The following is a 26,362-nucleotide window of genomic DNA, read 5'->3' as shown; positions in this document are numbered from 1 at the left end:
TCAGCCTCCGAACAGGTGGTTAAAGCGTTCCACTTCAACCCATTCGCCCGCCTCAACGTGGCCGCGATCGCGCTCCAGCACGATAAAGCAGTTACCCTGGCTGAAGGAGCTAAAGATGTGCGAACCCTGATGCCCGGTGGTGCTCACCTCCAGCTCGCCGTCGGCGTTGCGCGCCAGAATGCCGCGCTGGAAATCGAGACGGCCCGGTGATTTTTTGAGGCGCGTTGCCGCCCGCACGCGCAGACGTTCCGGCAGCGGGCTGGCATTGTTGCCTGAAAGCTTCGCCAGCAGCGGGATCACCAGCTGGTAGAAGGTCAGCGCGGCAGAGACCGGGTTACCCGGCAGGCCACAGAACCAGCTGTGCGGAAGTTTACCAAACGCGAACGGTTTGCCCGGCTTAATCGCCAGCTTCCAGAAGGCGATTTCACCCAGCTCTTCAAGCAAGGTTTTGGTGTAATCCGCTTCGCCAACCGAAACGCCGCCGGAGCTGATCACCACGTCGGCAGAGGCGTCAGCGTCGATAAACGCCGCGCGCAGTTTTTGCGGATCGTCAGGAATGATACCGAGGTTAATCACCTCGCAGCCCAGCTGCTCAAGCATCAGGTGCACCGCCAGACGGTTGGTGTCGTAAATCTGCCCCTCGTTCAGCGGCTGACCCGGAAGCTGTAGCTCGTCTCCCGTGGAGAACACCGCCACGCGCACTTTGCGGACCACGTCAATCTCCGCGATGCCAAGCGATGCCAGCACCGGCAGTTCGGCGACCGTCAGCTTTTGCCCGGCGGCAAAGACCGTTGCGCCCAGGGTAATGTCTTCCCCGATATGGCGGATATTTTGTCCCGCTTTGACGCTGGCGGTAAAGCGCACGCCGTCGTCCGTTTGTTCGGTCTCTTCCTGCATCACCACGGCTTCACAGCCCTTTGGCACCGGCGCGCCGGTCATAATACGCACGCAGGTGCCCGCTGGCCACTCACCGTTGAACGGCTGCCCGGCAAACGCTTTACCTGCCACCGGCAGCGGCTGACCCGTTTGCAGATCCGCCAGACGTACGGCATAGCCGTCCATCGCCGCGTTATCGAACCCCGGCACGTTCAGCGGCGAGACGATATCGCGCGCGGCAATACGGCCAAAACAGCGCACAAGCGGCAGCGTCTCAACGTCGTGCAGGGGAGTAATACGATCAAGCATCTGCGAGAGTGCCGTCTCAAGCGGCATCAATCCGGCGGTAAAATCCATGGTGGGCTCCTGCGGAGTAACAACGAAAGCGCTCATTATGGCAGAAAAGTGCGGCTAACTGTATGACCCGATGGGTGTACGCTTTACATCACAGTTGCGTCTTTCTATATTCAAAAATCATCTGAAGATTCGTCGACGATAATGATATTTATAGAAAAAGCAGCCAGCCAGGCTGATGGGTGATGCGAAATGAGTAAAGCGGTTATCGCAATTCATGGCGGTGCCGGGGCAATCACCCGTGCACAGCTCAGTCCCGAGCAGGAGAAGCGTTATATTGATGCGCTGAACGCCATTGTGGAAACAGGCCAGCGGATGCTGGAAGCGGGCGACAGCGCGCTGGACGTGGTGACCGAAGCGGTGCGCCTGCTGGAGGAGTGTCCGCTGTTTAATGCCGGTATTGGCTCGGTCTTTACGCGCGATGAAACGCACGAGCTGGATGCCTGCGTGATGGACGGCGTCACCCTGAAAGCGGGCGCGGTAGCGGGCGTCAGCCGTCTGCGTAATCCGGTGCTGGCCGCGCGTCTGGTGATGGAACAAAGCCCGCATGTGCTGCTGGCCGGGGCGGGGGCGGAAAAATTTGCCGTCGAGCACGGGATGGACACGGTCTCGCCCGAGCTTTTTTCCACCGAGGAGCGTTACCGGCAACTGCTGGAGGCCCGTACAGCGGGGATGACGCAGCTGGACCATGCCGCGCCGCTCGATGAACGCAGCAAAATGGGCACGGTAGGCGCGGTGGCGCTGGATAAAGCCGGTAACCTCGCCGCCGCGACGTCGACAGGCGGCATGACCAACAAACTTCCCGGTCGCGTCGGCGACAGCCCGCTGCCGGGGGCCGGGTGTTACGCCAATAACGCCACCGCGGCGGTGTCATGCACCGGCACCGGCGAAGTGTTTATCCGCGCGCTGGCGGCCTACGACATTACCGCACTAATGGATTACGGCGGATTAAGCCTGAGTGAAGCCTGCGAGCGGGTAGTGATGGAGAAACTGCCGGCGCTGGGCGGGATTGGCGGCTTAATTGCGGTGGATCGGGAGGGCAACGTGGCTCTGCCGTTCAACAGTGAAGGAATGTACCGGGCGTGGGGGTATGCCGGCGATGCGCCCAGCACAGGCATTTATCGTGAATAAGGGGGCATTGCGTGCCGCACCGTGAAGAGCTGGACAACTGCGAAGTGCTGGCTGTCCACCAACTGAATATTGCGTTTCAGGAAGAGCGGCAGTTCATCCCCGCAGTACAGAATTTATCGTTTTCGCTCAGACGCGGCGAGACGCTGGCGATTGTTGGCGAATCAGGTTCCGGTAAATCCGTTACCGCGCTGGCGCTGATGCGTCTGCTTGAGCAGACGGGCGGGCAGGTCACCAGCGAGCGGATGCTGTTGCGCCGTCGCAACCGTCAGGTTATCGATCTCAACGAGCTGAGCGCGTCCCGGATGCAGGGTGTGCGCGGGGCAGATATTGCGATGATTTTTCAGGAGCCGATGACCTCCCTGAACCCGGTTTTCCCGGTGGGCGAGCAGATTGCCGAATCTATCCGCCTGCATCAGGGACTGAGCGGTGATGAGGCGCTCAACGAAGCAAAACGGATGCTGGAGCTGGTGCGTATCCCTGAGGCGCACGCGATTTTGTCCCGCTACCCGCATCAGCTTTCCGGCGGCATGCGCCAGCGGGTGATGATTGCGATGGCGCTGTCGTGCCGTCCGGCGGTACTCATTGCGGACGAACCCACCACGGCGCTGGATGTCACTATTCAGGCCCAGATCCTGCAACTGATTAAGGTGTTGCAGCAGGAGATGGAGATGGGGGTGATTTTCATTACCCACGATATGGGGGTGGTGGCGGACATTGCCGATCGGGTGCTGGTTATGCATCAGGGCAATGCCGTGGAAACCGGCACGGTGGAGCAGGTCTTTCATGCGCCGGCGCATTCTTATACCAAAGCGCTGCTGGCGGCGGTCCCGCGTCTGGGGGCCATGAATGGCAGTGATTTTCCGCGCCGTTTTCCGCTGATCTCACAGACCGAACAGGGCAAGCAGGAAGACGAAACCGAGCAGGATACGGTGGTTCCCGGCAGGCCAATCCTCGAAGTGCGTGACCTGGTGACCCGTTTCCCGCTGCGTAGCGGGATCCTCAATCGCGTGAAGCGCGAAGTGCATGCGGTTGAAAACGTCAGTTTTGATCTCTGGCCGGGCGAAACGCTGGCGCTGGTGGGGGAGTCCGGCTGCGGTAAATCCACCACCGGACGGGCGCTGCTCAGGCTGGTGGCGTCGCAGGAGGGGAGCATCACCTTCAACGGTGAGCGCATCGACACGCTCCCTAACAGTAAATTGCAGGCGGTACGCCGGAATATTCAGTTTATATTCCAGGATCCTTATGCGTCGCTCGATCCGCGCCATACGGTGGGGTACTCGATTATGGAGCCGCTGCGGGTGCATAACCTGCTCGACGGTGAAGCCGCGCAGCGCCGCGTCGCGTGGCTGCTGGAGCGCGTGGGCCTGAAGCCGGAGCATGCCTGGCGTTATCCGCACGAATTTTCTGGCGGTCAGCGACAGCGTATCTGCATAGCCCGGGCATTAGCCCTGAATCCGAAGGTGGTGATTGCGGATGAGTCCGTGTCAGCGCTGGATGTCTCCATCCGCGCGCAAATCATCAATCTCCTGCTCGATTTACAGCGGGATTTAGGCATTGCGTTTCTGTTTATCTCCCACGATATGGCGGTGGTGGAGCGGATCAGCCATCGCGTGGCGGTGATGTACATGGGGCAAATAGTTGAAATCGGCCCCCGTCGGGCGGTGTTTGAAAACCCGCAGCACCCGTACACCCGCAAGCTGATGGCCGCCGTACCGGTTGCCGATCCTCAGCATCGTCACGCCCAGCGCGTGCTGTTGCAGGACGAAATGCCGAGCAATATTCGTAAACGGGGCGAAACCCTTGAGCGCGTGGCGCTGCGTGAGGTGGGTCCCGGTCATTTTGTCGCACCACCGCGTCAGGGCAATGCATTCTCGCGGTTATAACTTACAACAGGCAGGAGAACACAATGGTTCCTTTTGTTGCTCGTCAATGGCTGCTTGCCGCGAGCGTGACGGCTGCGCTGGCCGCCGCCCCCGCGTTCGCGGCGAAAGATGTGGTGGTGGCTGTGGGGTCTAACTTCACGACGCTGGATCCGTATGATGCTAACGACACCCTTTCTCAGGCGGTGGCAAAATCTTTCTACCAGGGGCTGTTCGGCCTGGACCGCGAGATGAAGCTGAAAAACGTGCTGGCGGAAGGCTATACCGTGTCGGACGATGGGCTGGTCTATACCGTTAAGCTCCGTACCGGCGTGAAGTTCCAGGACGGCACCGACTTCAACGCCGAGGCGGTTAAGATCAACCTGGACCGTGCCAGCAATCCGGAGAACGGTCTTAAGCGCTACAACCTGTATAAAAATATCGCCAGCACCGAGGTGGTTGACCCGGCGACGGTGAAGATCGTCCTGAAAGAGCCGTTCTCGGCGTTTATCAATATCCTGGCGCATCCCGCGACGGCGATGATTTCACCCGCTGCCCTGAAAAAATACGGCAAAGAGATTGGCTTCCACCCGGTGGGGACCGGACCGTACGAACTGCTTACCTGGAACCAGACCGATTATGTGAAGGTGAAAAAATTCGCCGGATACTGGCAGCAGGGGCTGCCGAAGCTGGATACAATCACCTGGCGTCCGGTCGTGGACAACAATACCCGTGCCGCGATGTTGCAAACCGGCGAAGCGCAGTTTGCCTTCCCGATCCCTTACGAACAGGCGGCGCTGCTGGCGAAAAACAGCAAGCTGGAGCTGGTGGCCAGCCCGTCGATTATGCAGCGCTACATCAGCATGAACGTCACGCAGAAACCGTTCGATAACCCGAAGGTGCGCGAAGCCATCAACTACGCCATTAACAGTCCGGCGCTGGTGAAGGTGGCCTTTGCCGGTTACGCCACTCCCGCGACGGGCGTGATGCCGCCAGCCATCGAGTATGCGCAGAGCTACCAGCCATGGCCGTACGATCCGGCGAAAGCGCGGGAGCTGCTGAAAGAGGCGGGCTATCCGAACGGCTTTAGCACCACGCTGTGGTCGTCTCATAACCACAGTACCGCGCAGAAGGTGCTGCAATTTACCCAGCAGCAGCTGGCGCAGGTGGGCATTAAAGCCAGGGTCACGGCGATGGATGCCGGACAGCGAGCGGCGGAAGTAGAAGGCAAAGGGCAGAAAGAGAGCGGCGTGCGGATGTTCTACACCGGCTGGACGGCTTCAACCGGCGAAGCGGACTGGTCCCTGTCGCCGCTGTTCGCTTCCCAGAACTGGCCGCCAACGCTGTTCAATACCGCGTTCTACAGTAATCCGCAGGTGGATAAAGATCTGGCCGATGCCCTGAAAACCACCAAACCGGAAGAGAAAGCGCGCCTGTACAAAGAGGCGCAGGACATTATCTGGAAAGAGTCGCCGTGGGTGCCGCTGGTGGTGGAAAAACTGGTCTCAGCCCACAACAAAGCGCTGACCGGTTTTTACATCATGCCGGATACGGGCTTTAGCTTTGATGACGCGGATTTAAAATAAAACTCATGCTGAATTATGTGTGTAAACGCCTGCTGGGGCTTATCCCGACGCTGCTGATTGTGGCCGTGCTGGTGTTTTTGTTTGTCCATATGCTGCCCGGCGATCCAGCGCGTTTGATTGCCGGACCGGAAGCGGATGCGACGGTTATTGAACTGGTGCGTAAACAGCTCGGTCTTGACCAGCCGCTGTACAGGCAATTTCTGCGTTACATTGGCAATGTCCTTCAGGGCGATTTCGGCATCTCAATGGTGTCGCGTCGTCCGGTGTCGGAGGAGATTGCCAGCCGCTTTATGCCTACCTTCTGGTTAACGATTGCCAGTATGAGCTGGGCGGTAGTGTTTGGCCTGGGAGCGGGGATTGTCGCCGCCGTCTGGCGCAACCGCTGGCCGGATAAGCTCGGTATGGCGCTGGCTGTCACCGGCATCTCTTTCCCGGCGTTTGCGCTGGGCATGCTACTGATGCAGATTTTCTCCGTTGAGCTGGGCTGGTTGCCGACCGTCGGGGCCGACACCTGGAAGCACTACATTCTTCCCTCTATGACGCTTGGCGCGGCCGTTGCGGCGGTGATGGCCCGGTTTACCCGCGCCTCGTTTGTCGACGTGCTGAGCGAAGATTACATTCGCACCGCGCGGGCAAAAGGGGTGAGTGAGAAATGGGTCATTCTGAAGCATGGTTTTCGTAATGCGATGATACCGGTGGTCACGATGATGGGGCTACAGTTCGGCTTCCTGCTGGGCGGCTCTATTGTGGTTGAGAAGGTCTTTAACTGGCCGGGGCTGGGGCGCCTGCTGGTCGACTCGGTCGATATGCGTGACTATCCGGTCATTCAGGCTGAAGTCCTGCTTTTCTCGCTGGAGTTTATTCTTATCAACTTAGTGGTGGATGTGCTGTACGCCGCCATTAACCCGGCCATCAGGTATAAGTAAGATGCGATTACTGAACTGGCGTCGCCAGGCCATTTTAAACGCTATGCCGGGGATCAGGCCGGACCATATTCGCACCCCGTGGATTGAGTTCTGGCGTCGATTCCGTCGTCAGCCCGTCGCTATGGTCGCCGGGTTGTTTGTGTTACTGCTGATCCTGGTGGCGATTATCGCCCCCTGGTTAGCCCCGTTTGATGCGGAAAACTACTTCGATTACGACCGGCTGAACGATGGACCGTCGATGATGCACTGGTTTGGCGTGGACTCGCTCGGGCGCGATATTTTCAGCCGCGTGCTGGTAGGGGCGCAGATCTCGCTGGCGGCCGGGGTCTTTGCGGTGCTGATGGGCGCAGCAATTGGCACCGTGTTGGGGCTGGTGGCCGGGTACTACGAAGGCTGGTGGGACCGCATAATCATGCGTATCTGCGATGTGCTGTTTGCCTTTCCCGGTATTCTGCTGGCGATTGCCGTGGTGGCGGTGATGGGCAGCGGCATGGCGAACGTCATCATCGCCGTGGCGGTATTCTCGATTCCCGCTTTCGCGCGTCTGGTACGTGGCAACACGCTGGTGCTGAAGCAGCAGACCTTTATCGAGTCGGCGCGCAGCATGGGAGCCAGCGATGCCACCATCCTGTTCAGCCATATTCTGCCGGGAACGGTCTCGTCTATCGTGGTCTATTTCACCATGCGCATAGGCGTGTCGATTATCTCGGCGGCCAGCCTGTCGTTTCTGGGGTTAGGCGCACAGCCGCCGACGCCGGAGTGGGGCGCGATGCTGAACGAGGCGCGGGCGGATATGGTGATTGCGCCACACGTGGCGATCTTCCCGAGCCTGGCGATTTTCCTGACCGTGCTGGCGTTTAATTTACTGGGGGATGGGCTGCGCGACGCGCTGGATCCGCGGATAAAAGGGTAGTGCTGTGGAATGTGCCGGGTGGCGGCGACGCCTTACCCGGCCTGGAACAGAGGCGTGGGGAGATTAAACCCGGCTGCCCCACAAATCATACTCGTCGGCGTTTTCGACCTTCACGCGAATAATATCGCCCGGCTTGACGTTGGTTTCGCCGTTCAGGTACACCGCGCCGTCGATTTCAGGCGCATCCGCCATGCTGCGGCCAATCGCGCCTTCTTCGTCCACTTCGTCGATAATCACCAGAATTTCGCGGCCCACTTTCTCCTGCAAGCGTTCAGCAGAGATCTGCTGTTGCAGCTGCATAAAGCGGTTCCAGCGCTCCTCTTTGACCTCTTCCGGTACCTGGTCCGCCAGCTCGTTGGCCGTTGCGCCTTCAACCGGGCTGTACTTGAAGCAGCCGACGCGATCCAGACGCGCCTCTTTCAGGAAGTCGAGCAGCATCTGGAAATCTTCTTCGGTTTCACCCGGGAAGCCGACAATAAAGGTGGAGCGCAGGGTCAGATCCGGACAGATTTCACGCCACTGCTTGATGCGCGCCAGCTGGCGGTCAACGGAGCCAGGGCGTTTCATCAGCTTCAGAATGCGCGGGCTGGCATGCTGTAGCGGGATATCCAGGTACGGCAGGATTTTGCCTTCCGCCATCAGCGGGATCACATCGTCAACGTGCGGGTACGGGTAGACGTAGTGCAGACGCGTCCAGATCCCGAGCTTAGCCAGCTGCTCGCACAGGCCGACCATGCTGGTTTTCACTGGCTCACCGTTGTGGAAACCGGAACGGTGTTTAACGTCCACGCCGTAGGCGGAGGTGTCCTGGGAGATGACCAGCAGCTCCTTCACGCCCGCGTCGGCCAGGCGTTTGGCTTCTGCCAGCACCTCGCCAATCGGACGGCTCACCAGATCGCCACGCATCGACGGGATGATGCAGAAGGTGCAGCGATGGTTGCAGCCTTCGGAAATTTTCAGGTAGGCGTAGTGGCGCGGCGTCAGCTTCACGCCCTGTTCCGGCACCAGGCTCAGGAACGGGTTGTGCTTTGGTTTGGGGACGTAGTGATGAACATGTTCCAGCACCTGCTCGTAGCTGTGTGGACCGGTGATCTCCAGCACCTTCGGGTGCACTTCACGGATCTGGTCTTCTTTTGCGCCCAGGCAGCCGGTCACAATCACTTTGCCGTTTTCCGTCAGGGCTTCACCAATGGCTTCCAGGGATTCCTGAACCGCGCTGTCGATAAAGCCGCAGGTGTTGACGATCACCATGTCGGCGTTGTCGTAGCTTGGCACCACGTCATAGCCTTCAGTGCGAAGTTCAGTCAGGATGCGTTCGGAGTCCACCAGGTTCTTCGGGCAGCCCAGGGAGACAAAGCCGATTTTCGGCGGGTGCGTAACATTGCTCATAGGTTAAAAATTCATCAATTATGGAGTTATCAGGGCGGGATTTTACAGCGTATCGCAGGGGATTTATACACTCTTGATGGCGCAGTTGAGGCCGGCAATCGTTGTAACATTGTAAAGAATGTTAATCATTTATCGTTTATTGATCCCAGGCATTACATTGTACAAAAAATGACCTTATTCTTAATGAGGTAACATGGCTGAAAGGGGAGGAATAGCATGTCCGTTGACAGACTGAAACGCGATCTGCTTAACAAGCTGATCAACGCCCGAATCGACCTGGCTGCATATCTGCAACTCCGCAAGGCGAAAGGGTATATGTCAGTCAGCGAAAGCGAAAATCTGCGTGATAACTTCTTTGAACTTTGCAATTTCATGCGTGAAAAAGCACCCATCCTGAAAGCGCACTACGCTGAAAGCGAATTAGTGGCGCTGCGCCGCGCTGCCGAGGTGCTCTCCATCGCCGGGGTCTGTTTGATGAACGGACGTCACGACTGCCCGAATTTTATTGCCGTTAACGCGGAGAAGCTTGAAAACTGCCTGACCACGCTCGCGCTTTGCATTATGTGTCTGAACAAGCCGGAAACGCTTGCCCGGCACTGAACGCGGGGGAGGCAACTCCCCCTTCTGATTAAGCTTTTGTAAAAGTGGTAACGCACCCGGGAACAGTGGCTAATCTCTAAGCCATATGTCGATAAAGGAGTGCGTTATGCCTCGATCCTCGCTGATTTTCCTTCCAGTCTTGTTATTCCCGCTTTCACTGCTTGCAGCGCCTGAGACGGTTAAGGTCGACGTGCTACAGACAAAACTGGATCACCCCTGGTCGCTGGCGTTTCTGCCAGATAACAAGGGGCTGCTCATCACGCTCAAAGACGGGCAGCTTAAGCACTGGCAGGCAGTGAAAGGGCTCTCCGATCCGATTGTCGGCGTGCCGAAAGTGTGGGCGAGCGGCCAGGGCGGACTGCTGGACGTCGCGCTGGCCCCGGATTTTGCACAATCACGGCGGGTCTGGCTCAGCTTCGCCGAGGCAGGTAATGATGGCAAAGCGGGTACCGCGGTGGGCTACGGGCGGTTGAGCGATGACCTGTCGCGCATTGAGGGCTTCCAGGTGGTGTTCCGACAGATGCCGAAGCTCTCTACCGGCAACCACTTTGGTGGACGGCTGGTGTTCGACGGCAAAGGCCATCTTTTTATTGGCCTGGGTGAAAACAACCAGCGCCCGACGGCGCAGGATCTGGACAAGCTTCAGGGCAAGGTGGTGCGCCTGACGGAGGACGGAAAAGTGCCACCGGATAATCCGTTTGTGAACACCGCCGGTGCGCGCCCGGAAATCTGGTCCTATGGCATTCGCAACCCGCAGGGAATGGCGATGAACCCGTGGAGTGACACGCTGTGGCTCAACGAACACGGACCACGCGGTGGGGATGAGGTTAACATTCCTGAGAAGGGCAAAAACTACGGCTGGCCCCTGGCGACGCACGGGATCAATTACAGCGGCCTGAAAATCCCGGAAGCAAAAGGCGAGCACGTTGAAGGCACCGAAAAACCACTGTTTGTCTGGAAAGTGTCGCCCGCCGTCAGCGGCATGGCGTTCTACAACAGCGACGTCTTCCCGCAGTGGAAAAACAAGCTGTTTATCGGCGCGCTGAAGGAGAAAGACGTCATCGTGCTGAGCGTGAAGGGTAATACCGTGACGGAGGATGGGCGAATTCTTGGGGATAAAGATCAGCGTATCCGCGATGTGCGCGTCGGGCCGGATGGTTATCTGTACGTGCTGACCGACGAGACGGACGGGCAGCTTTGGAAAGTCAGCCCGTCCGGGTCGTAATCAGGTCACCGGGATCATCACCACGTTGCGATACGCCGGGCGCTCGCTGAGCTGCTGGATCCAGCGCTCAAGGTGAGGGCGCGGGGTCCAGCTGAGACCCATGTTAGTGAGGTTCCAGACGAAGGGGGCGACGGCGATATCGCCCACGCCGAACGTGTCGCCGGAGAACCAGGTATGCTTCGCCAGTTCGTCGTCCATCATCGCAAACAGCGACTCGCACGCGTCCTGGGCGGCATGAATGGCGGGATAATCACGATCGGCTTCCGGCGTACGGATAAGCCCCATCAGGATCACGCGGTGCGTTGGGGAAAGCGTCTGGTTTGCCCAGTCCATCCATTTTTCGCCCTGCGCGCGCTGGGCCGGATTTTCAACCCACAGGCGACCCTGGCCGTACTGCGCGGCGAGATAACGCACAATGGTATTGGACTCCCACAGCGTGGCGTCTGTCTCGTCATCGCGCAGCAACGGCACCAGCCCGTTTGGGTTCATCGCCAGATAGTCGGCGTCTTTATTCACCCCGAACGCCATGCCAGCCATAATTTGGTTGAACGGTAAATCCAGCTCCTCCAGCGTCCAGAGCACTTTCTTCACGTTAGTCGAATTGTTCCTGCCCCACAGCGTAATCATATTTACTCCCGATGAGATGTGAATCCGAGTCAGCTTTTCGCCATGGTGAGATAAACCTAACAATTACGCAACAGATGCTAAAAAAAACGCCGCAATCAAAGCGTATCTGAATGTTATTGCATAAACTTTAAAAACTTTACCTGGAACAGGTTTCTTTGAAGGCTGTAGTGCGCTATTACTCATCGCTTCTTGCGACACGGTGATTGTGACGTGATTTTTAGAATGGACACTCGGGTGGCATTTATGACGCAAAAAACTTCTTCTCTGCGCAGCCTGGCGGCAGGCTCGGCGCTGCTTTTCCTTTTTGCCCCAACGCTTCATGCGGCGGAACAGACAGCGCCCGAAGCGCCGCCTGTTGATGCGCGCGCCTGGATCCTGATGGATTACGCCAGCGGGAAAGTGCTGGCGGAAGGTAACGCCGACGAAAAACTCGACCCGGCGAGCCTGACGAAAATTATGACCAGCTATGTGGTCGGCCAGGCGTTAAAAGCGGGCAAGATCAAGCTGAATGACATGGTCACCGTCGGGAAAGATGCCTGGGCGACCGGTAACCCGGCGCTGCGCGGCTCGTCCGTGATGTTCCTGAAGCCCGGTGATCAGGTCTCCGTTTCCGATCTGAATAAAGGGGTCATTATTCAGTCGGGAAATGATGCCTGTATTGCGCTGGCCGATTACGTCGCGGGCAGTCAGGACTCATTTATTGGGCTGATGAATGGCTACGCGAAAAAACTGGGTCTGACCAATACCACCTTTAAAACCGTTCACGGCCTGGATGCGCCGGGTCAGTTCAGTACCGCGCGCGATATGGCGCTGCTGGGCAAAGCGCTGATCCATGACGTTCCGGATGAGTACGCCATCCATAAAGAGAAAGAGTTTACCTTCAATAATATTCGCCAGCCTAACCGTAACCGCCTGCTCTGGAGCAGTAACGTTAACGTGGACGGCATGAAAACCGGTACAACTGCCGGGGCCGGATACAACCTGGTGGCTTCTGCGACGCAGGGCGATATGCGCCTGATCTCGGTGGTGCTGGGCACGAAAACCGACCGCATTCGTTTTAACGAGTCAGAAAAACTGCTGACCTGGGGTTTCCGCTTCTTTGAAACCGTCACGCCGATTAAGCCGGACGCCACCTTCGTCAGCCAGCGCGTCTGGTTTGGTGATAAAAGTGAAGTAAACCTGGGGGCAGGTGAAGCGGGGGCCGTCACCATTCCACGCGGCCAGCTGAAAAACCTGAAAGCCAGCTATACCCTGACCGAGCCACAGCTGACCGCGCCGTTAAAAAAAGGCCAGGTGGTCGGGACGATAGATTTCCAGCTTAACGGCAAATCCATTGAGCAGCGTCCGCTGGTGGTAATGGAAGCGGTGGAAGAGGGCGGCTTCTTCAGCCGGATATGGGACTTTGTGTTAATGAAATTCCACGGCTGGTTTGGCAGCTGGTTCAGCTAAGTTTTTGCCGGGTGGCGGCTTCGCCTTACCCGGCATAACCTCAATACATCAACTTCACCTGCTGCGCTTTCGCGTATGCCACCAGCTCGTCATCCGGGCGGCAATCACTGACGATGGCGTCAAAGCGCGACAGCTCTCCCATCCTTGCCGGACGGACCTTGCCAAATTTACTGTGATCAACCACCAGCACATGCTGCTGTGCGGCGTTGAGCGCCCACTGTTTCACCGGTAACTCTTCAAGATTAAAACAGGTTGCCCCCTGTTTCACATTCACGCCCGCCGCAGAGTAAAAGGCGATATCCGGGCATACATTGCTCAGCGTGTCCTGAATATTCAGCGGTTTGAAAATGGCGTTGCTGGCATGAAATTCGCCGCCACACAAAATCACCCGGCACGCCGGTTTCTCCTGCAAGGCCAGGAAGGTGTTTAGCGAATAACAGACGGCGGTAAAGGGAACGGTGCTGTCGATGGCCTCGATGATCCACGGGGTTGTCGTACCGCAGTCAAAAAAAAGCGTTTGATGCGGCTGCACCAGCGAGGCGGCGAGCCGCGCGGCTTTGCGCTTCTCCTCCACCAGGCGTGTTTTTTGATCGCTTAACAGATAATGGCTGGCGCTACGCGGCTCCAGAACAATATACCCGCCAAGCAGCACAACGGGGGCGCTGTCGCTGTTCAGATCGCGACGAATGGTCATTTCAGACACGCCAAGCAGGGTAGCGGCTTCCTTAAGATGCAGCTTATCGCTGCGCTTCAGCGCCTGGAGCAGCTGAGCAATGCGGTCATCGCGACGTGTTTCCATAGATCCTCGGGCTAAAAAAGTGAGCCCCCGCAGGGCGGGGGCTCAAGTGTAACCTGACGGACCGGGGTTAGTCACGTATCCAGCCTTTGCGGATCGGAAGGGCAAACAGAACGCGATAGGCCTGTGATAATCCACGATAAAGCGCCGGACCAAAGAGGCTCCACAGGATGGCTGCGCTGACGCAGCCCATCAGCCCCACCAGGAAACCGCCGACCATATCCAGCGGCCAGTGCACGCCCAGGTAGACGCGGGACCAGGCGATGGCGACCGCCACGCCCATCAGCACTACGCCGGACCACAGGCGATGCCAGAACAGGAAGGCCAGCGCAAAGGTGAAGATCACCGTGCCGTGATCGCTCGGGAACGAGTCGTCCGGCGCATGGTGCAGGAAGTTGTAGCCGACGCGATCGACAAACGGACGATCGTGTGGGAAGGCGTGGCCCAGCACGTAGCTTGCCAGCACGCTGACGCCGATCGCCATCGCCATTTTGATCACCAGATGGCGCTGGGCGGTGACCTGTGTACGAGGTCCCCATAACCAGAGGATCACCGCCAGCGCCGGTACAATGCTGATCACATCTTTCGCAATGAAGGTGGCGAGATCGATCATCCATTCCGGTGACGACGGCGTGGCGTTGAGCAGGTAAAACAGTTCGTAGTTCAGATTTTCTAACATAATCTCGTTACTCTTTAGCAAACCAGGCGGAAACCAGCCCGTAAACCAGCACCTGGGAAAACCAGACCCACCACCCGGCCCACAGGTTGTGAGAGAAAAAATGCGCGCCGCGCATGACCTGCCCGAATCCCATCAGCAGCCCCATAACAACGCCCAACGCGACAAAGGTCCAGGCCAGGCGTGGACGTTCACGCCAGAAGGCAAAAAACAGCCCCATCACCATAAACCCGCTTGAGGCGTGGCCGCCGGGAAAGCAGCGTCCCGGTCCGCTGTCTGACGGAATCGCGCTGAACAGGGGATACGAGACGGCTTTGCCGCCATACTCCACCAGATCCCACGGACAGCTGTGGTGGCTCATGCTTTTCAGGGCTCCTACAACGAGCGCGCCCAGACCCATCAGAAGCGCGGCCGTCACCAGCCGGGCATTGCGTCTGTAAGTCCCGTAAACCAGCGCGATGACGGCCAGGGCAATGGCCACATATTTCGCCAGCCGATGGTTGAGCAGATCCAGCAGCGGATTTTGCTGTAGCGGGAAATGATGCGTCGCCGCGTCATACCAGAAGCCGGTGATCCATCGGTCAAGCGATTCATCGCGCGAAAGCCAGGTAAAAAGCAGCGCAAGGACGATCAGCACGAAAAGCTGATAACCATAAAAGCGGGCAGGCAAACGGTAAAGGCGTTTTGTCTTATTTGTCGGTAACTTAGATAATTCTGAAGGGCTGACGGCGTGTGTCATAGTTTCGGTCAATAACGTGAAATAGCACTATCATAGGGAGGGCAACTTAAGGAAACCTTAAACAACAACGATAAGTGCGTTATTTCTGTTTTTTCACGTTAATTTGCTATCTCAGACAGCGGCAATTCATTACACTCATCGCGATTTTCTCATATTAAAGAGATTGCATGATAAACCGTTCTTCTTCCGGTAATCGTCTGGGTCGTCAGGCGTTACTTTTTCCTCTGTGTCTGGTGCTTTACGAATTCTCTACCTACATCGGCAACGACATGATCCAGCCAGGCATGCTGGCTGTGGTTGAGCAGTACAACGCAGGTATTGAGTGGGTACCTACATCGATGACCGCCTATCTCGCGGGCGGCATGTTTTTACAGTGGCTTTTAGGGCCGCTGTCGGATCGTATTGGCCGCCGCCCGGTGATGCTGACGGGCGTGGTATGGTTTATCGTCACCTGTCTCGCCACGCTGCTGGCGCAGAACATTGAGCAGTTTACGTTGCTGCGTTTCCTTCAGGGCGTGAGCCTGTGCTTTATTGGTGCCGTGGGCTACGCCGCTATTCAGGAGTCTTTTGAGGAGGCGGTATGTATCAAAATTACCGCGCTGATGGCGAACGTGGCGCTGATTGCACCGCTTCTGGGGCCGCTGGTGGGAGCCGCATGGGTCCACGTCGCGCCGTGGGAAGGGATGTTCGTGCTCTTTGCCGCGCTTGCGGCCATCTCTTTCTTTGGTCTGCACCGTGCGATGCCGGAGACCGCCACCCGCCTGGGCGAAAAGCTCTCGCTTAAAGAGCTGGGGCGGGATTATAAGGCGGTGCTGAAAAATGGCCGTTTTGTCGCGGGCGCACTGGCGACGGGCTTTGTCAGCCTGCCGCTGCTGGCGTGGATTGCCCAGTCGCCGGTCATTATCATCAGCGGCGAACAGCTTAGCAGCTATGAGTATGGCCTGTTACAGGTGCCGATTTTTGGCGCGCTGATTATCGGTAACCTGGTGCTGGCGCGTCTGACGTCACGCCGTACCGTGCGTTCGCTGATTATTATGGGCGGTTGGCCCATAGCGGCAGGGCTGATTATCGCGGCGGTGGCGACCGTAGCCTCGTCTCATGCGTACCTGTGGATGACGGCGGGGCTGAGCATTTACGCGTTTGGTATCGGCGTGGCGAATGCCGGTCTGGTACGCCTGACGCTGTTCGCCAGTGAAATGAGTAAAGGCACGGTGTCTGCCGCGATGGGGATGCTGCAAATGCTGATTTTCACCGTCGGAATTGAGGTGAGCAAGCATGCTTATGCTTTTGGCGGAAACGGGCTCTTCAGCCTGTTCAATCTCGCAAACGGTGTGCTGTGGGTAGGTCTGATGGTGGTGTTCCTGAAGGACAAACGCGTCGGAAATGCCCTGCAACCGTAATCCTTATTCCCTCTCCCCCCTGGGCGAGCTCGGGACAGTTCCCTCTCCCTGTGGGCTGAGGGATCCCCAGTAATTTGAAAGCAAAAGCGATAACGTTGCCTCAGAATAACTGAGGGCTTTCAGCGATGCCTCGGTCCGGCTGTAAATCGCTGAGGCGTTTCCTGTAGGCCGGGGCGAGGCGCAGGGATGCGCCGAGAGGGCGGGCTTTACAGGGATGTTACCTCCGCCCGTCCCCGATAAGCCGGAAGGAATAAGCCGAAGGCACCGCGAAGCGGCGATTTACCGCCGGAAGCCCGGGTCGCCAGGGTGGTGGCGACTGAGCCACCCTGGCACGTTCACCGGTCATGTCGTGACAGAGTAGCAAGGAACATAAAGTGAACGGAATGACCACCAGAGCTGTATGTTCCCCCTCACCCCAGCCCTCTCCCTCAAGGGAGAGGGGGCCGTCTGTGCAGGCATTATTTTGTGGGGAACCCTCAGCCCTGTGGGAGAGGTTTAGGGTGAGGGCACCAGAGCGCACTGAATCAATTAAACGGCGCCCTCCCATCCAGCACCCTATCAATTACGTCCAGCACCCCTTCGTCATTATTGTTCGGCGCTTCATAGCGGGCCACCGCTTTAATATGCGGTCTGGCATTGGCCATCGCGAAGCCAAACCCAGCCTGTCGCAGCATCTCCACGTCGTTACCGCTGTCGCCAAAGGCCACCACTTCACTGTCCTCAATGCCCCAGCGCGCTTGCAGGATCCGCAGGCCGTTAGCTTTGTGTACGCCGGGGATAATCAGGTCGATACTGCCGTGTCCCGTGGTCACCGGCACCATGATGTCGCCAAGCTTCTCATGCAGCAGCGCCTGAATGCGCGGAATTTCGTCGTCAGAGACGTTAAGCCCGAATTTGAAGAAAATATCGTTGAGGTTGTCAAAGCTGCTGACGCTTTCAAGGCGGTGATAGTATTTCGCAGCAATCTCTTTGAAGAGGTCGTTATACGTTTTCAGCGTGTAGGCGCTGTTTTTTCCGCAGGCAATTATCTCAATGCCCGGCACATCGTTTAACAGGGTGGCGACGGTCAGAAAGTGCTCTTTCGACAGTTCGCCGTTAAACACGTCTTCGCCCGCATCCACCACCCAGCCCCCGTTTTCGGCGACGAAGGCGATTTCATGGGCGATCTCCGGGAAAAATGAGATCAGCTGGTAGTACTGGTTTCCGCTGGCGACAACAAAACGGATGCCTTGCGCTTTCATGCGCGCGTACTGCGCCAGAAAACGCGCGCGGTTATAGGTTTTCGCATCGCTCAGGAAGGAGCCATCCATGTCGACTGCAATCAGTTTAACGCTCATATCCCTTCTCCATTGACGTTGTTACTGCTTCCGGTTTTGCCACCGCTCGCGCCACCAGGGCGGCAATAATGACTAACCCTAATACCACCAGCATCGCGCTGCGTAACCCGTAGTGCTCACCGAGGAATCCAAGCAGCGGCGGGCCCACCAGGAAAGCGAGGTAGCCCGTGGTCGCCACGACGCTCACGCGCGTCGGCGCGTCGGGGCCGGTATCGCTGGCAGCGGAAATGGTCAGCGGGAAGCCAAGGGAGGCGCCCAGTCCCCACAGGATCACCGACACGCCGGCAATCCAGTCCACATCCACAAAGATAATCATCGCGATGCCCAGCCCACCCAGCAGGGCGCTGGCACGGACGACAGCCACGCGGCTGTAACGGTCGATAAACCAGCCCCCGGTAAAGCGTCCGACGGTCATGCCGAGCGTAAACCCGGCGTAAATCAGCGAGCCGGAGGTGGGGCTAAATCCGTGCCCGTCCACCATCAGCAACGGTAGCCAGTCGTTGGCGGAGCCTTCAGCAAACGCCATCGCCAGCACCACCACGCCAATCAGCATTAGCTGGAAATCACGATAAAAGGGCAACCCTTTTTCCGCAGACTTCTGTTCGTCCGTGGCGTGTTGTCCTGTGCCTGCGGGAATAGCCCTGATGCCGGTGAGGATCGGGATAATACAGACCAGCGCCGCCAGCAAAATGTGCACATTGGCCGCAATGCCCAGCGCCGTCAGCGCCATCCCCACGCCCGCGCCCGCCAGCGTGCCGAGGCTGTAAAAACCATGCATCATCGGCAGCACCGTTTTGTTCATCGCCTGTTCGACGGCGGCCCCCTCGACGTTAATGGCCACTTCCGCCGCACCAAAGCTGCCGCCAAATACCATCAGCCCAAGGGCAAACATCAGCGGCGAGGCGAACCACAGCGCCACGCTCAGACCGAGCATTCCCACCACGGCGCAGCACATGGTGGTGCGAATCACCGCGCGCGTGCCAAAGCGCTTCACCAGCCAGGCCGAGCAGAGGATGCCGCTCATCGAGCCAATCGACAGGCCAAACAGTACGATCCCCATCTCCGCCGTCGAGACGGACAGCGTATCGCGGATTGCCGGGGTGCGCGTTGCCCAGGAAGCCATCAGCAGCCCGGGGATGAAGAAGAACATAAACAGCGCCCACATGCGCAGATGCAGGGCTTTGCGAGGAGAAGTTAGCGTCATTGGGATCAGCACCAGAAGTACAACAATAGCGACAACACTAGCAACTTTGTGTACATTTGTACACAAACTGGATGAGGATTTTATGAGCAGACCACCGAACGACCCTAACCGCCGCGAGAAGATACTCCAGGCGACGCTGGACACCATTGCTGAGCACGGTATTCATGCCGTCACGCACCGCAAAATTGCCACCTGCGCAGGCGTGCCGCTGGGGTCGATGACCTACTATTTCGACGGGATGGAGTCGCTTCTGGAGGAGGCCTTCACGTGGTTTACGCAGCAGATGTCTCAGCAGTACCGGGATTTCTTCGCGGGGGTGACCGGGCGGGAGAGGGCGTGCGAGGCCATTACCACGCTGATCCACAGTTCAGCCGTGACCACGCCACACAATATGGCGCTGATGTATCAGTTATACGCGTTTATGCACCGCAGCGCCGCGCTGAAAACGGTGATGCAGGACTGGATGAAGATGAGCCAGACTACGCTTGAGCAGTGGTTTGATTCGGCCACCGCCCGTGCGCTGGATGCGTTTATCGAGGGGATGACGCTGCATTTTGTAACCGACCGGTCGCCGTTAACCCGGGAGGAGATCCGGGTGATGGTGGGGCGGATTGCGGGCGAGGATACCGTCTGATAGCACTCACCCCGGCTACGCTTACTGGCGGGAGATTTTTTTCCCGTTGGCGTCAACGACGACTTCGCCATCTTCCTTCGTAAATGCCCCTTTTTGCGCGTCCGGAAGGATGTCGAGAACGACTTCAGAAGGGCGGCACAGACGGGTACCCAGCGGCGTCACCACAATCGGACGGTTAATCAGAATAGGGTATTGCAGCATGAAATCGATAAGCTGGTCGTCGGTGAAATGTCCCTGTGAAAGGCCCAGTTGCTCATAAGGCTCGACGTTTTTGCGCAGCAGATCGCCTATGGAAATCCCCATATCTGCAATCAGCCTGGTCAGTTCATCACGCGACGGTGGGTTCTCAAGATAGAGAATAATTTCGGGTTCCGTACCGCTGTTGCGGATCATCTCCAGCGTATTGCGCGACGTGCCGCAGGCCGGGTTGTGGTAGATAGTGATATGGCTCATATCCGTTACTCATTACAGTGTGAAGGAGAGACGTAGCGCCAGCGCGGCAAGCGTCACAAAGAGAACTGGCAGCGTCATTATGATGCCCGTCCTGAAATAGTAGCCCCAGGTAATAGTCATGTTTTTCTGTGCCAGCACATGAAGCCATAGCAGGGTAGCCAGGCTCCCGATGGGGGTAATTTTCGGCCCCAAATCGCAGCCAATCACGTTAGCGTAAATCATCGCCTCTTTAACCAACCCTGTTGCAGCACTACCCTCAATGGAGAGCGCGCCAATCAGCACCGTTGGCATATTGTTCATTATGGATGACAGGAAGGCGGTGATAAATCCGGTTCCCAGCGTGGTGACCCAGAGTCCGTATCCGGCTAAGTAATCAAGAACGCCTGAAAGAGACTCCGTCAGCCCGGCGTTGCGCAGGCCATACACCACCAGATACATCCCCAGCGAGAAGATAACAATTTGCCACGGCGCGCCGCGCAGCACTTTTCCGGTGTTAATGGCGTGCCCGCGTTTAGCAACGGCAAACAAAATCAGCGCGCCAGTTGTTGCGATAGCGCTGACCGGGATACCCAGAGGTTCAAGCACAAAGAAACCGACGAGCAGTAGCAGCAGCACGATCCAGCCCGTTCTGAACGTCGGCAGGTCGTGAATGGCCAAAGCAGGCTCGCGGAGTTTTGCCAGGTCATATTCCGGCGGTATTTCCTTGCGGAAGAACAGATGCAGCATCACCAGCGTTGCGGCAATTGCGGCGATATCAACCGGGATCATCACCGAGGCGTATTCGCTAAAGCCCAGCTTAAAGAAGTCCGCCGACACAATGTTGACCAGGTTGGAGACAATCAGCGGCAGGCTGGCGGTATCGGCGATAAATCCCGCCGCCATCACGAACGCCAGCGTGGCCTGCTTGCTGAACCCCAGCGCCAGCAGCATGGCGATAACGATAGGCGTCAGGATCAATGCCGCACCGTCATTGGCGAACAGCGCCGCCACGGCCGCACCCAGCAGCACGATCCAGGTAAACAGCAACCGCCCGCGACCGTTTCCCCAGCGAGCAACGTGCAGCGCCGCCCACTCGAAAAAACCGGACTCATCCAGCAGCAAACTGATAACGATTACCGCGATAAACGTGGCCGTCGCATTCCAGACGATGTTCCAGACCACCGGAATATCGTTAACGTGGATCACACCGCTCGCCAGCGCCAGCGCGGCGCCAATGGTGGCACTCCAGCCGATACTGAGCCCTTTGGGCTGCCAGATAACCAGTACCAGCGTAAACAGAAAAATAGCCCCTGCCAGAAACATCTTTTACTCCGTTATATCTGTTTTTGTGAATGTGTTGTGGTCAGCAAGAGCCCGGGAGGCGGTTTTTCAGCTTCATACGTGTCTCTTCCCGCAGGCAGTTCCAGCTGTTATCGATAACGGTTGCCGCCCACGCGGGCATGTTGGGAGAGAGACGGTAGTAGATCCATTTACCCTCACGACGATCGATGACCAGCCCGGCCTCGCGCAGTAAGGCCATATGGCGCGAGACTTTCGGCTGCGGCTCGTTGGTAGCGGCGCAGAGATCGCAGACGCACAACTCGCCCGCCTCACGCAGAAGCATGACGATGGAGAGGCGCGTTTCGTCGGAGAGGGTTTTGAAGAGCTGAACGGGGTGAAGCATCTGGGGATCCTGCGTGTTTTTTTATCATATACATTAAATCATATATGTTTGTGGCAGGTGAGGGAAGGGCAATAAGGGCAAATAAATGCCCTCATTGAAGTACCACTACGTTGAGCCGTCGTCTTTGAGCCACAGACAGGGCGGGATTAGAAGATTAATGATTCCTGGTTTTGTTGAATATCTTCAATGTTATGAGACAGACGATCGTTGCAGATGTTAACAGAATCAAAATATCAATATTTGTATATGCTTCGTACATTGTCTCCGCATTAATATCACCATAGATGAAGCCGCAAATAGCAGTTGCAACGTCGTGGTTAATATAAGCTGTTGAAGGACCCAGCATACGTCCTGCCAGGAAGCTAATTAACACAAACCAGACGGCCTTAAGTAGTCTTGAGCCCCATTTACGGGCAAGGGTAGTGATATCCACCGTCAATAACCTCAATACTATTGCACGCGATATGTGAACGCATACATGGGACCTAAATAAATTCCGGTTTCAGAAGAGCGATTCCGAAATTGGAGTGGTGAGCGAGCTTTATGTAGACTTCTGCCGCTATCCCCGGATGAAGCCTTCATTCCTTTTCCTGTCATCAGGTGGATTAATTCGTTCCAGCTTATGCTAGCTGCCTGTATCGAAGTTCAAACCCGATCATATCTACGCTCAATCGTTGTTCTTTTAAGATATTGACCAGGCAAAATTTAACCGCGCAAGAAGATCAGCTATACCGCCATGGAAATAAGGTAGTGTTATAAGTAATTGATAGGGAAGGGTATTAATTTCAGGAAACAAAAAACCCATCAACCTTGAACCAAAAATGGCGGGGTTGATGGGCTCCACAAATTGGGGACATCAAAGAAAAGCAGTGGCACTAGTTATGACTGCACCCTGCGTAAAAAGTTCTGCGCGTAACGAAAATTTTTTGCGCCACACGCAAACTTAAGAGTTATCCGAGTCCTGGCCAGATAATGATGATCAGCGTACCTGCCAGCGTCAGCAGCACGTTTGCGATGGCGTAGGTGCCTGCATAGCCCAGCGCCGGGATGTTGCTGCGCGCGGTGTCGCTGATGATCTCCATCGCCGGTGCGCAGGTGCGCGCGCCCATCATTGCCCCGAAGAGCAGGGCGCGGTTCATGCGGAGCACGTAGGCGCCGAACAGGAAACAGATCACCACCGGTACCAGGCTGACGATAAGTCCGGAAACCAACATTTGCCAGCCGACCGCGCCCAGGCCGTTGCCAATGCCGCTCCCGGCGCTTAAGCCGACACCCGCCATAAAGACCATCAGACCGAACTCTTTCACCATGTTCAGCGCACCCTGAGGGATATAGCCGAAGGTGGGATGGTTCGCTCGCAGGAAGCCCAGCATGATCCCGGCGAACAGCAGACCGGCTGCGTTACCAATGCCGAAGCTAAAGTTGCTGAACTGGAAGGTGATCATCCCGATCATCAGGCCGACAATGAAGAAGGCGCAGAAGGCTAACAGGTCCGTCACCTGGCTGTGGATCGAGATAAAGCCGATACGGTCGGCAACGGTTTTAACACGTCGGGCATCGCCGCTAACCTGCAACACATCGCCTTTATTGAGCACCACGTTATCGTCGATAGGCATTTCAATCTGGCTGCGGATCACGCGGTTGAGGAAACAACCGTGGTCGGTCAGCTTCAGCTGTGCCAGACGGCGGCCCACGGCGTTGTGGTTTTTCACCACAATCTCTTCGGTGACAATACGCATGTCCAGCAGGTCGCGGTCAAACACCTCTTTCCCGTTGCGGAAGCTCGGATCGAGACGCGCGTGGGCGTCCGGGTAGCCAACAAGGGCGATGTCATCGCCCATCTGGAGCACCGCGTCACCGTCCGGGTTTGCCAGAATGCCGTTACGACGGATACGTTCGATGTAGCAGCCGGTCTGACGGTAGATCCCCAGCTCGCGCAGGTTTTTCCCGTCGGTCCAGGCAACCAGCTCCGGCCCGACGCGGTAGGCGCGGATCACCGGCAGGTAAACTTTACGTTTGGAGTCCGTGTCCAGGCCGCGCTCGCGGGCGATGGTCTGGGCGCTGGTCTGGAGATCCTGATGCTGAAGTTTTGGCAGATAGCGCGCGCCAACAATCAGGCTCACCAGACCAATCAGATAGGTCAGGGCATAGCCCAGACTCAGGTTGTCCAGCGCGGAGGAAAGCGGCGTGCCGGCCATGCCAGAATGACGAAGCGTATCCCCCGCGCCGACAAGCACCGGTGTGGAGGTCATCGAGCCTGCCAGCATACCGGCCGTTAAGCCGATGTCCCAGCCAAACAGCTTGCCCAGCCCTAACGCAATCAGCAGGGCGCTGCCGACCATCACCAGCGCCAGCATCAGGTAATTTTTGCCATCTCGGAAGAAAATGGAAAAAAAGTTCGGACCGGCTTCCACGCCTACGCAAAAAATAAACAGCATGAAACCTAAGTTAAGCGCGTCCGTGTTAATACTGAAATGTTGTTGACCTAATAACAGGGAGACGACTAAAACGCCAATGGAATTACCAAGTTGAACTGAACCCAGGCGTAATTTACCCAGACAAAGGCCCAGCGCCAGTACCACAAATAATAACAGGATGTAATTCCCATTTAACAAGTCTGCGACGTTTATATTCACGGAGGCTAACTTCTTGTTTACCAGTAAGTTGTTGAATGAAAGGACTATTTGGGCTACTGTTTTCAGAGTCAGGGAATCACTTTGCATCTCCCTGCTTCCTGATAAATACCCTAAACACTAGCAGTCGGTTAGTTTAATCGTAATAGCTACCGACAGCCACCTATTATCGCACGACTTCTGTGCGTGCTTTGGCAAGGATTGCCGCATTGCTTTATCTGACTGGGCGTTCACCGGACGATTTTTGTATTTGATAGAGATAAGTCAGGAGGATAGTTTGAACTTTAAACGAAACTGGGCTGGCGTAATCAGCTGTTTTTTGCTGTTTACGGTCGTTTGCATGTCACTCGCTTTTAACGTGAAAGGCGCCTTCAGAGCGTCCGGTCATCCCGAGCTGGGCCTGTTGTTCTTCATCCTGCCGGGGGTAGTAGCCGGTTTTCTCTCACGTAAAGGCGAGGTGGTGATGCCGCTTATTGGGGCAATGCTTGCGGCCCCGCTCTGCCTGCTTCTGATGCGCGTGCTGTTTCTCTCGTCGAGAAGCGTCTGGCAGGAAGTGGCGTGGCTACTGAGTGGCGTTTTCTGGTGTGCGCTGGGCGCGCTCTGTTTCTTATTTACGCGCAGCCTGCTGCAACAGCGGAAGCACCGTAAATAAAAACGCCCTCAGGGTGAGGGCGTCTTCGCATTACTGAGCCGCAAACAGGCCCAGGTGTTCTTTGGCGTAGGCCTCAAAATCGGTGCAGCCGCCGATGTGTTTCTGATCGAGGAAGATCTGCGGCACGGTTTCAACCGGTTTACCCACGGTTTTTTCCAGATCGGCTTTAGTGATGCCTTCCGCGTGGATATCCACATAACGGAAGTTAAAATCATCACGCTCTTCAGTCAGTTTCTCTGCCAGTTCTTTCGCGCGCACACAGTAAGGGCATCCTGGACGACCAAAAATTACTGCAAACATTTCTCTCTCCTCAAAAAACAAGCCTGACGGCGAATAGCACCTATAGTGCACGATAACCTGCCGTCATGGAAAGAAGGTTTCACCTGTCACTTTGATACAGTCAGGCTATGTTTCGCCAATTACATCAGGTGGATCATTGCCTATACTGGCTGCCATACGTTTTACGCAACACAAAGAGAGACAAAATGACGCCAACCATTGACCTGCTTCGTTCCCACCGTTCCATTCGCCATTTCACCGATGAGCCGATTACCCAGGCGCAGCGGGACGCGATCATCGACAGCGCAAGAGGCACCTCCAGCTCCAGCTTTTTGCAGTGCAGCTCCATTATCCGCATCACCGATCCGGCGATGCGTGAGCAGCTGGTAACGCTGACGGGCGGACAAAAGCACGTTGCCCAGGCGGCTGAGTTCTGGGTGTTCTGCGCCGATTTTAACCGTCACCTGCAAATATGCCCTGAGGCCGAGCTGGGACTGGCGGAACAGCTGCTGCTGGGCGTTGTGGATACGGCACTGATGGCGCAAAACGCGTTCACGGCGGCGGAATCACTGGGGCTTGGCGGCGTCTATATTGGCGGGCTGCGTAACAACATCGAAAGCGTGACGGAACTGCTGAAGCTGCCGAAACACGTGCTGCCGCTGTTTGGTCTGTGCCTCGGCTGGCCGGCGGATAACCCGGATCTGAAGCCGCGCATTCCTGCTGCGATGCTGGTGCATGAAAACCACTACCAGCCGGTCGACCAGGACGTTCTGCATCAATACGATGAAGAGCTGGCGAACTACTATCTGACGCGCGACAGCAACAACCGCCGCGACACCTGGAGCGACCATATTCGTCGCACCATCATCAAGGAGAACCGCCCGTTCATTCTCGACTACCTGCACAAACAGGGCTGGGCAACGCGGTAGTCCATTCCTCCTGCGCCTCGTGTATGATAGGC

26 protein-coding genes are annotated in these 26,362 nt (G+C 56.9%); 12 read left to right on the top strand and 14 right to left on the bottom strand.

The genetic code is table 11. From position 1 onward, the window contains the following. The gene (moeA, locus tag ACOTX1_RS04480) at nucleotides 1-1,233 is read right to left on the bottom strand and encodes a molybdopterin molybdotransferase MoeA (RefSeq protein ID WP_023315700.1); all 1,233 of its coding nucleotides are present in this window, start codon (nucleotides 1,231-1,233) and stop codon (nucleotides 1-3) included. Between the two features lie 189 nt (nucleotides 1,234-1,422). On the opposite strand from moeA, the gene iaaA reads away from it, so the two are divergent. From iaaA to gsiD, 5 genes are read left to right on the top strand one after another with little or no spacing between them, the layout of a single operon-like run. Beyond that, entirely contained in the window at nucleotides 1,423-2,361 is a 939-nt protein-coding gene (gene iaaA, locus ACOTX1_RS04475; RefSeq protein WP_023315701.1) for a beta-aspartyl-peptidase, read from the top strand. An 11-nt stretch (nucleotides 2,362-2,372) separates the two neighbouring features. After that, the gene (gene gsiA, locus ACOTX1_RS04470; protein ID WP_023315702.1) at nucleotides 2,373-4,244 is read left to right on the top strand and encodes a glutathione ABC transporter ATP-binding protein GsiA; all 1,872 of its coding nucleotides are present in this window, start codon (nucleotides 2,373-2,375) and stop codon (nucleotides 4,242-4,244) included. 23 nt (nucleotides 4,245-4,267) lie between these two features. After that, nucleotides 4,268-5,806, top strand: coding sequence for a glutathione ABC transporter substrate-binding protein GsiB (gene gsiB / locus ACOTX1_RS04465; RefSeq protein ID WP_023315703.1), 1,539 nt, complete (start codon nucleotides 4,268-4,270; stop codon nucleotides 5,804-5,806). Between the two features lie 5 nt (nucleotides 5,807-5,811). Continuing rightward, the gene (gene gsiC, locus ACOTX1_RS04460) at nucleotides 5,812-6,732 is read left to right on the top strand and encodes a glutathione ABC transporter permease GsiC (RefSeq protein WP_006809475.1); all 921 of its coding nucleotides are present in this window, start codon (nucleotides 5,812-5,814) and stop codon (nucleotides 6,730-6,732) included. A 1-nt stretch (nucleotide 6,733) separates the two neighbouring features. Continuing rightward, nucleotides 6,734-7,645 carry a glutathione ABC transporter permease GsiD gene (gene gsiD / locus ACOTX1_RS04455; protein ID WP_003858425.1) on the top strand — a complete coding sequence of 304 codons (912 nt, stop codon included), beginning with the start codon at nucleotides 6,734-6,736 and terminating at the stop codon, nucleotides 7,643-7,645. Nucleotides 7,646-7,708: 63 nt separating this feature from the next. Here the strand turns inward: gsiD and rimO are convergent, their stop codons facing one another. Beyond that, nucleotides 7,709-9,034, bottom strand: a complete 1,326-nt coding sequence (gene rimO, locus ACOTX1_RS04450; RefSeq protein ID WP_022650675.1) for a 30S ribosomal protein S12 methylthiotransferase RimO — start codon at nucleotides 9,032-9,034, stop codon at nucleotides 7,709-7,711. A 216-nt stretch (nucleotides 9,035-9,250) separates the two neighbouring features. Here rimO and bssR point away from each other — a divergent pair, with 216 nt between their 5' ends. Then, the gene (gene bssR / locus ACOTX1_RS04445) at nucleotides 9,251-9,634 is read left to right on the top strand and encodes a biofilm formation regulator BssR (RefSeq protein WP_003858412.1); all 384 of its coding nucleotides are present in this window, start codon (nucleotides 9,251-9,253) and stop codon (nucleotides 9,632-9,634) included. 106 nt (nucleotides 9,635-9,740) lie between these two features. Further along, a complete protein-coding gene (locus ACOTX1_RS04440) occupies nucleotides 9,741-10,859 on the top strand; it encodes a PQQ-dependent sugar dehydrogenase (protein WP_023315704.1) in 1,119 nt (372 codons plus the stop codon). On the opposite strand, the gene ACOTX1_RS04435 is transcribed toward ACOTX1_RS04440, so the two are convergent. Continuing rightward, nucleotides 10,860-11,486 carry a glutathione S-transferase family protein gene (locus tag ACOTX1_RS04435; RefSeq protein WP_003858411.1) on the bottom strand — a complete coding sequence of 209 codons (627 nt, stop codon included), beginning with the start codon at nucleotides 11,484-11,486 and terminating at the stop codon, nucleotides 10,860-10,862. A gap of 243 nt (nucleotides 11,487-11,729) precedes the next feature. Between ACOTX1_RS04435 and dacC the strand changes: the two genes are divergently transcribed. Continuing rightward, nucleotides 11,730-12,935, top strand: a complete 1,206-nt coding sequence (dacC, locus tag ACOTX1_RS04430) for a serine-type D-Ala-D-Ala carboxypeptidase (protein ID WP_023315705.1) — start codon at nucleotides 11,730-11,732, stop codon at nucleotides 12,933-12,935. A gap of 40 nt (nucleotides 12,936-12,975) precedes the next feature. Here dacC and deoR read toward each other — a convergent pair whose 3' ends face one another. The 3 genes from deoR to ACOTX1_RS04415 form a co-directional block, all read right to left on the bottom strand. Further along, a complete protein-coding gene (gene deoR, locus ACOTX1_RS04425) occupies nucleotides 12,976-13,734 on the bottom strand; it encodes a DNA-binding transcriptional repressor DeoR (RefSeq protein ID WP_022650678.1) in 759 nt (252 codons plus the stop codon). A 67-nt stretch (nucleotides 13,735-13,801) separates the two neighbouring features. Further along, nucleotides 13,802-14,410, bottom strand: coding sequence for an undecaprenyl-diphosphate phosphatase (gene ybjG / locus ACOTX1_RS04420; protein ID WP_003858405.1), 609 nt, complete (start codon nucleotides 14,408-14,410; stop codon nucleotides 13,802-13,804). Nucleotides 14,411-14,417: 7 nt separating this feature from the next. Then, nucleotides 14,418-15,146 (bottom strand): phosphatase PAP2 family protein, encoded by a 729-nt coding sequence (locus tag ACOTX1_RS04415; RefSeq protein WP_023315706.1) that lies wholly within the window; start codon nucleotides 15,144-15,146, stop codon nucleotides 14,418-14,420. A gap of 167 nt (nucleotides 15,147-15,313) precedes the next feature. On the opposite strand from ACOTX1_RS04415, the gene ACOTX1_RS04410 reads away from it, so the two are divergent. Next, nucleotides 15,314-16,546: an MFS transporter gene (locus tag ACOTX1_RS04410; RefSeq protein WP_023315707.1), complete on the top strand. Its 1,233-nt coding sequence runs from the start codon at nucleotides 15,314-15,316 to the stop codon at nucleotides 16,544-16,546. Nucleotides 16,547-17,070: 524 nt separating this feature from the next. On the opposite strand, the gene ACOTX1_RS04405 is transcribed toward ACOTX1_RS04410, so the two are convergent. Then, the gene (locus tag ACOTX1_RS04405) at nucleotides 17,071-17,883 is read right to left on the bottom strand and encodes a Cof-type HAD-IIB family hydrolase (protein WP_015571023.1); all 813 of its coding nucleotides are present in this window, start codon (nucleotides 17,881-17,883) and stop codon (nucleotides 17,071-17,073) included. Further along, nucleotides 17,873-19,087 (bottom strand): MFS transporter, encoded by a 1,215-nt coding sequence (locus tag ACOTX1_RS04400; protein ID WP_023315708.1) that lies wholly within the window; start codon nucleotides 19,085-19,087, stop codon nucleotides 17,873-17,875. The genes ACOTX1_RS04405 and ACOTX1_RS04400 overlap by 11 nt, the downstream gene beginning before the upstream one ends. A gap of 82 nt (nucleotides 19,088-19,169) precedes the next feature. On the opposite strand from ACOTX1_RS04400, the gene ACOTX1_RS04395 reads away from it, so the two are divergent. Next, a complete protein-coding gene (locus ACOTX1_RS04395) occupies nucleotides 19,170-19,721 on the top strand; it encodes a TetR/AcrR family transcriptional regulator (RefSeq protein ID WP_023315709.1) in 552 nt (183 codons plus the stop codon). Between the two features lie 21 nt (nucleotides 19,722-19,742). On the opposite strand, the gene arsC is transcribed toward ACOTX1_RS04395, so the two are convergent. From arsC to ACOTX1_RS04370, 5 genes are all read right to left on the bottom strand, one after another. Next, nucleotides 19,743-20,174, bottom strand: a complete 432-nt coding sequence (arsC, locus tag ACOTX1_RS04390; RefSeq protein WP_023315710.1) for a glutaredoxin-dependent arsenate reductase — start codon at nucleotides 20,172-20,174, stop codon at nucleotides 19,743-19,745. Between the two features lie 12 nt (nucleotides 20,175-20,186). Continuing rightward, nucleotides 20,187-21,476, bottom strand: a complete 1,290-nt coding sequence (locus tag ACOTX1_RS04385) for an arsenic transporter (RefSeq protein ID WP_022650685.1) — start codon at nucleotides 21,474-21,476, stop codon at nucleotides 20,187-20,189. A 40-nt stretch (nucleotides 21,477-21,516) separates the two neighbouring features. Then, a complete protein-coding gene (locus ACOTX1_RS04380; protein ID WP_023315711.1) occupies nucleotides 21,517-21,837 on the bottom strand; it encodes a metalloregulator ArsR/SmtB family transcription factor in 321 nt (106 codons plus the stop codon). 154 nt (nucleotides 21,838-21,991) lie between these two features. After that, complete coding sequence (locus ACOTX1_RS04375) at nucleotides 21,992-22,270, bottom strand: hypothetical protein (RefSeq protein WP_023315712.1); 279 nt, start codon at nucleotides 22,268-22,270, stop codon at nucleotides 21,992-21,994. Nucleotides 22,271-22,787: 517 nt separating this feature from the next. Next, nucleotides 22,788-24,473, bottom strand: coding sequence for an aspartate:alanine antiporter (locus ACOTX1_RS04370; protein WP_032610193.1), 1,686 nt, complete (start codon nucleotides 24,471-24,473; stop codon nucleotides 22,788-22,790). A gap of 274 nt (nucleotides 24,474-24,747) precedes the next feature. Between ACOTX1_RS04370 and ACOTX1_RS04365 the strand changes: the two genes are divergently transcribed. Continuing rightward, a complete protein-coding gene (locus ACOTX1_RS04365) occupies nucleotides 24,748-25,122 on the top strand; it encodes an inner membrane protein YbjM (RefSeq protein ID WP_017384878.1) in 375 nt (124 codons plus the stop codon). A 30-nt stretch (nucleotides 25,123-25,152) separates the two neighbouring features. Here ACOTX1_RS04365 and ACOTX1_RS04360 read toward each other — a convergent pair whose 3' ends face one another. Beyond that, complete coding sequence (locus tag ACOTX1_RS04360) at nucleotides 25,153-25,422, bottom strand: GrxA family glutaredoxin (protein ID WP_006809455.1); 270 nt, start codon at nucleotides 25,420-25,422, stop codon at nucleotides 25,153-25,155. Nucleotides 25,423-25,607: 185 nt separating this feature from the next. Between ACOTX1_RS04360 and nfsA the strand changes: the two genes are divergently transcribed. Beyond that, nucleotides 25,608-26,330: a nitroreductase NfsA gene (gene nfsA / locus ACOTX1_RS04355; RefSeq protein WP_003858388.1), complete on the top strand. Its 723-nt coding sequence runs from the start codon at nucleotides 25,608-25,610 to the stop codon at nucleotides 26,328-26,330. The last annotated feature ends 32 nt before the right edge of the window (nucleotides 26,331-26,362 follow it).

It is taken from the genome of Enterobacter cloacae complex sp. IR5401, assembly GCF_049238425.1.
GTDB lineage: Bacteria > Pseudomonadota > Gammaproteobacteria > Enterobacterales > Enterobacteriaceae > Enterobacter > Enterobacter hormaechei_C.
Note: the sequence above shows the minus strand (reverse complement) of the source record. Positions and strands in the feature narration are given on the sequence as shown.

What these genes read in the sequence shown, in the direction of transcription:
- ACOTX1_RS04360 (WP_006809455.1), bottom strand. Translation starts at nt 25,422, where the DNA reads ATGTTTGCAGTAATTTTTGGTCGTCCAGGATGCCCTTACTGTGTGCGC.
- moeA (WP_023315700.1), bottom strand. Translation starts at nt 1,233, where the DNA reads ATGGATTTTACCGCCGGATTGATGCCGCTTGAGACGGCACTCTCGCAG.
- gsiD (WP_003858425.1), top strand. Translation starts at nt 6,734, where the DNA reads ATGCGATTACTGAACTGGCGTCGCCAGGCCATTTTAAACGCTATGCCG.
- nfsA (WP_003858388.1), top strand. Translation starts at nt 25,608, where the DNA reads ATGACGCCAACCATTGACCTGCTTCGTTCCCACCGTTCCATTCGCCAT.
- ACOTX1_RS04440 (WP_023315704.1), top strand. Translation starts at nt 9,741, where the DNA reads ATGCCTCGATCCTCGCTGATTTTCCTTCCAGTCTTGTTATTCCCGCTT.
- deoR (WP_022650678.1), bottom strand. Translation starts at nt 13,734, where the DNA reads ATGGAAACACGTCGCGATGACCGCATTGCTCAGCTGCTCCAGGCGCTG.
- gsiC (WP_006809475.1), top strand. Translation starts at nt 5,812, where the DNA reads ATGCTGAATTATGTGTGTAAACGCCTGCTGGGGCTTATCCCGACGCTG.
- dacC (WP_023315705.1), top strand. Translation starts at nt 11,730, where the DNA reads ATGACGCAAAAAACTTCTTCTCTGCGCAGCCTGGCGGCAGGCTCGGCG.
- ybjG (WP_003858405.1), bottom strand. Translation starts at nt 14,410, where the DNA reads ATGTTAGAAAATCTGAACTACGAACTGTTTTACCTGCTCAACGCCACG.
- ACOTX1_RS04385 (WP_022650685.1), bottom strand. Translation starts at nt 21,476, where the DNA reads ATGTTTCTGGCAGGGGCTATTTTTCTGTTTACGCTGGTACTGGTTATC.
- ACOTX1_RS04405 (WP_015571023.1), bottom strand. Translation starts at nt 17,883, where the DNA reads ATGAGCGTTAAACTGATTGCAGTCGACATGGATGGCTCCTTCCTGAGC.
- ACOTX1_RS04415 (WP_023315706.1), bottom strand. Translation starts at nt 15,146, where the DNA reads ATGACACACGCCGTCAGCCCTTCAGAATTATCTAAGTTACCGACAAAT.
- ACOTX1_RS04410 (WP_023315707.1), top strand. Translation starts at nt 15,314, where the DNA reads ATGATAAACCGTTCTTCTTCCGGTAATCGTCTGGGTCGTCAGGCGTTA.
- iaaA (WP_023315701.1), top strand. Translation starts at nt 1,423, where the DNA reads ATGAGTAAAGCGGTTATCGCAATTCATGGCGGTGCCGGGGCAATCACC.
- gsiB (WP_023315703.1), top strand. Translation starts at nt 4,268, where the DNA reads ATGGTTCCTTTTGTTGCTCGTCAATGGCTGCTTGCCGCGAGCGTGACG.
- ACOTX1_RS04435 (WP_003858411.1), bottom strand. Translation starts at nt 11,486, where the DNA reads ATGATTACGCTGTGGGGCAGGAACAATTCGACTAACGTGAAGAAAGTG.
- arsC (WP_023315710.1), bottom strand. Translation starts at nt 20,174, where the DNA reads ATGAGCCATATCACTATCTACCACAACCCGGCCTGCGGCACGTCGCGC.
- rimO (WP_022650675.1), bottom strand. Translation starts at nt 9,034, where the DNA reads ATGAGCAATGTTACGCACCCGCCGAAAATCGGCTTTGTCTCCCTGGGC.
- ACOTX1_RS04400 (WP_023315708.1), bottom strand. Translation starts at nt 19,087, where the DNA reads ATGACGCTAACTTCTCCTCGCAAAGCCCTGCATCTGCGCATGTGGGCG.
- ACOTX1_RS04380 (WP_023315711.1), bottom strand. Translation starts at nt 21,837, where the DNA reads ATGCTTCACCCCGTTCAGCTCTTCAAAACCCTCTCCGACGAAACGCGC.
- ACOTX1_RS04395 (WP_023315709.1), top strand. Translation starts at nt 19,170, where the DNA reads ATGAGCAGACCACCGAACGACCCTAACCGCCGCGAGAAGATACTCCAG.
- bssR (WP_003858412.1), top strand. Translation starts at nt 9,251, where the DNA reads ATGTCCGTTGACAGACTGAAACGCGATCTGCTTAACAAGCTGATCAAC.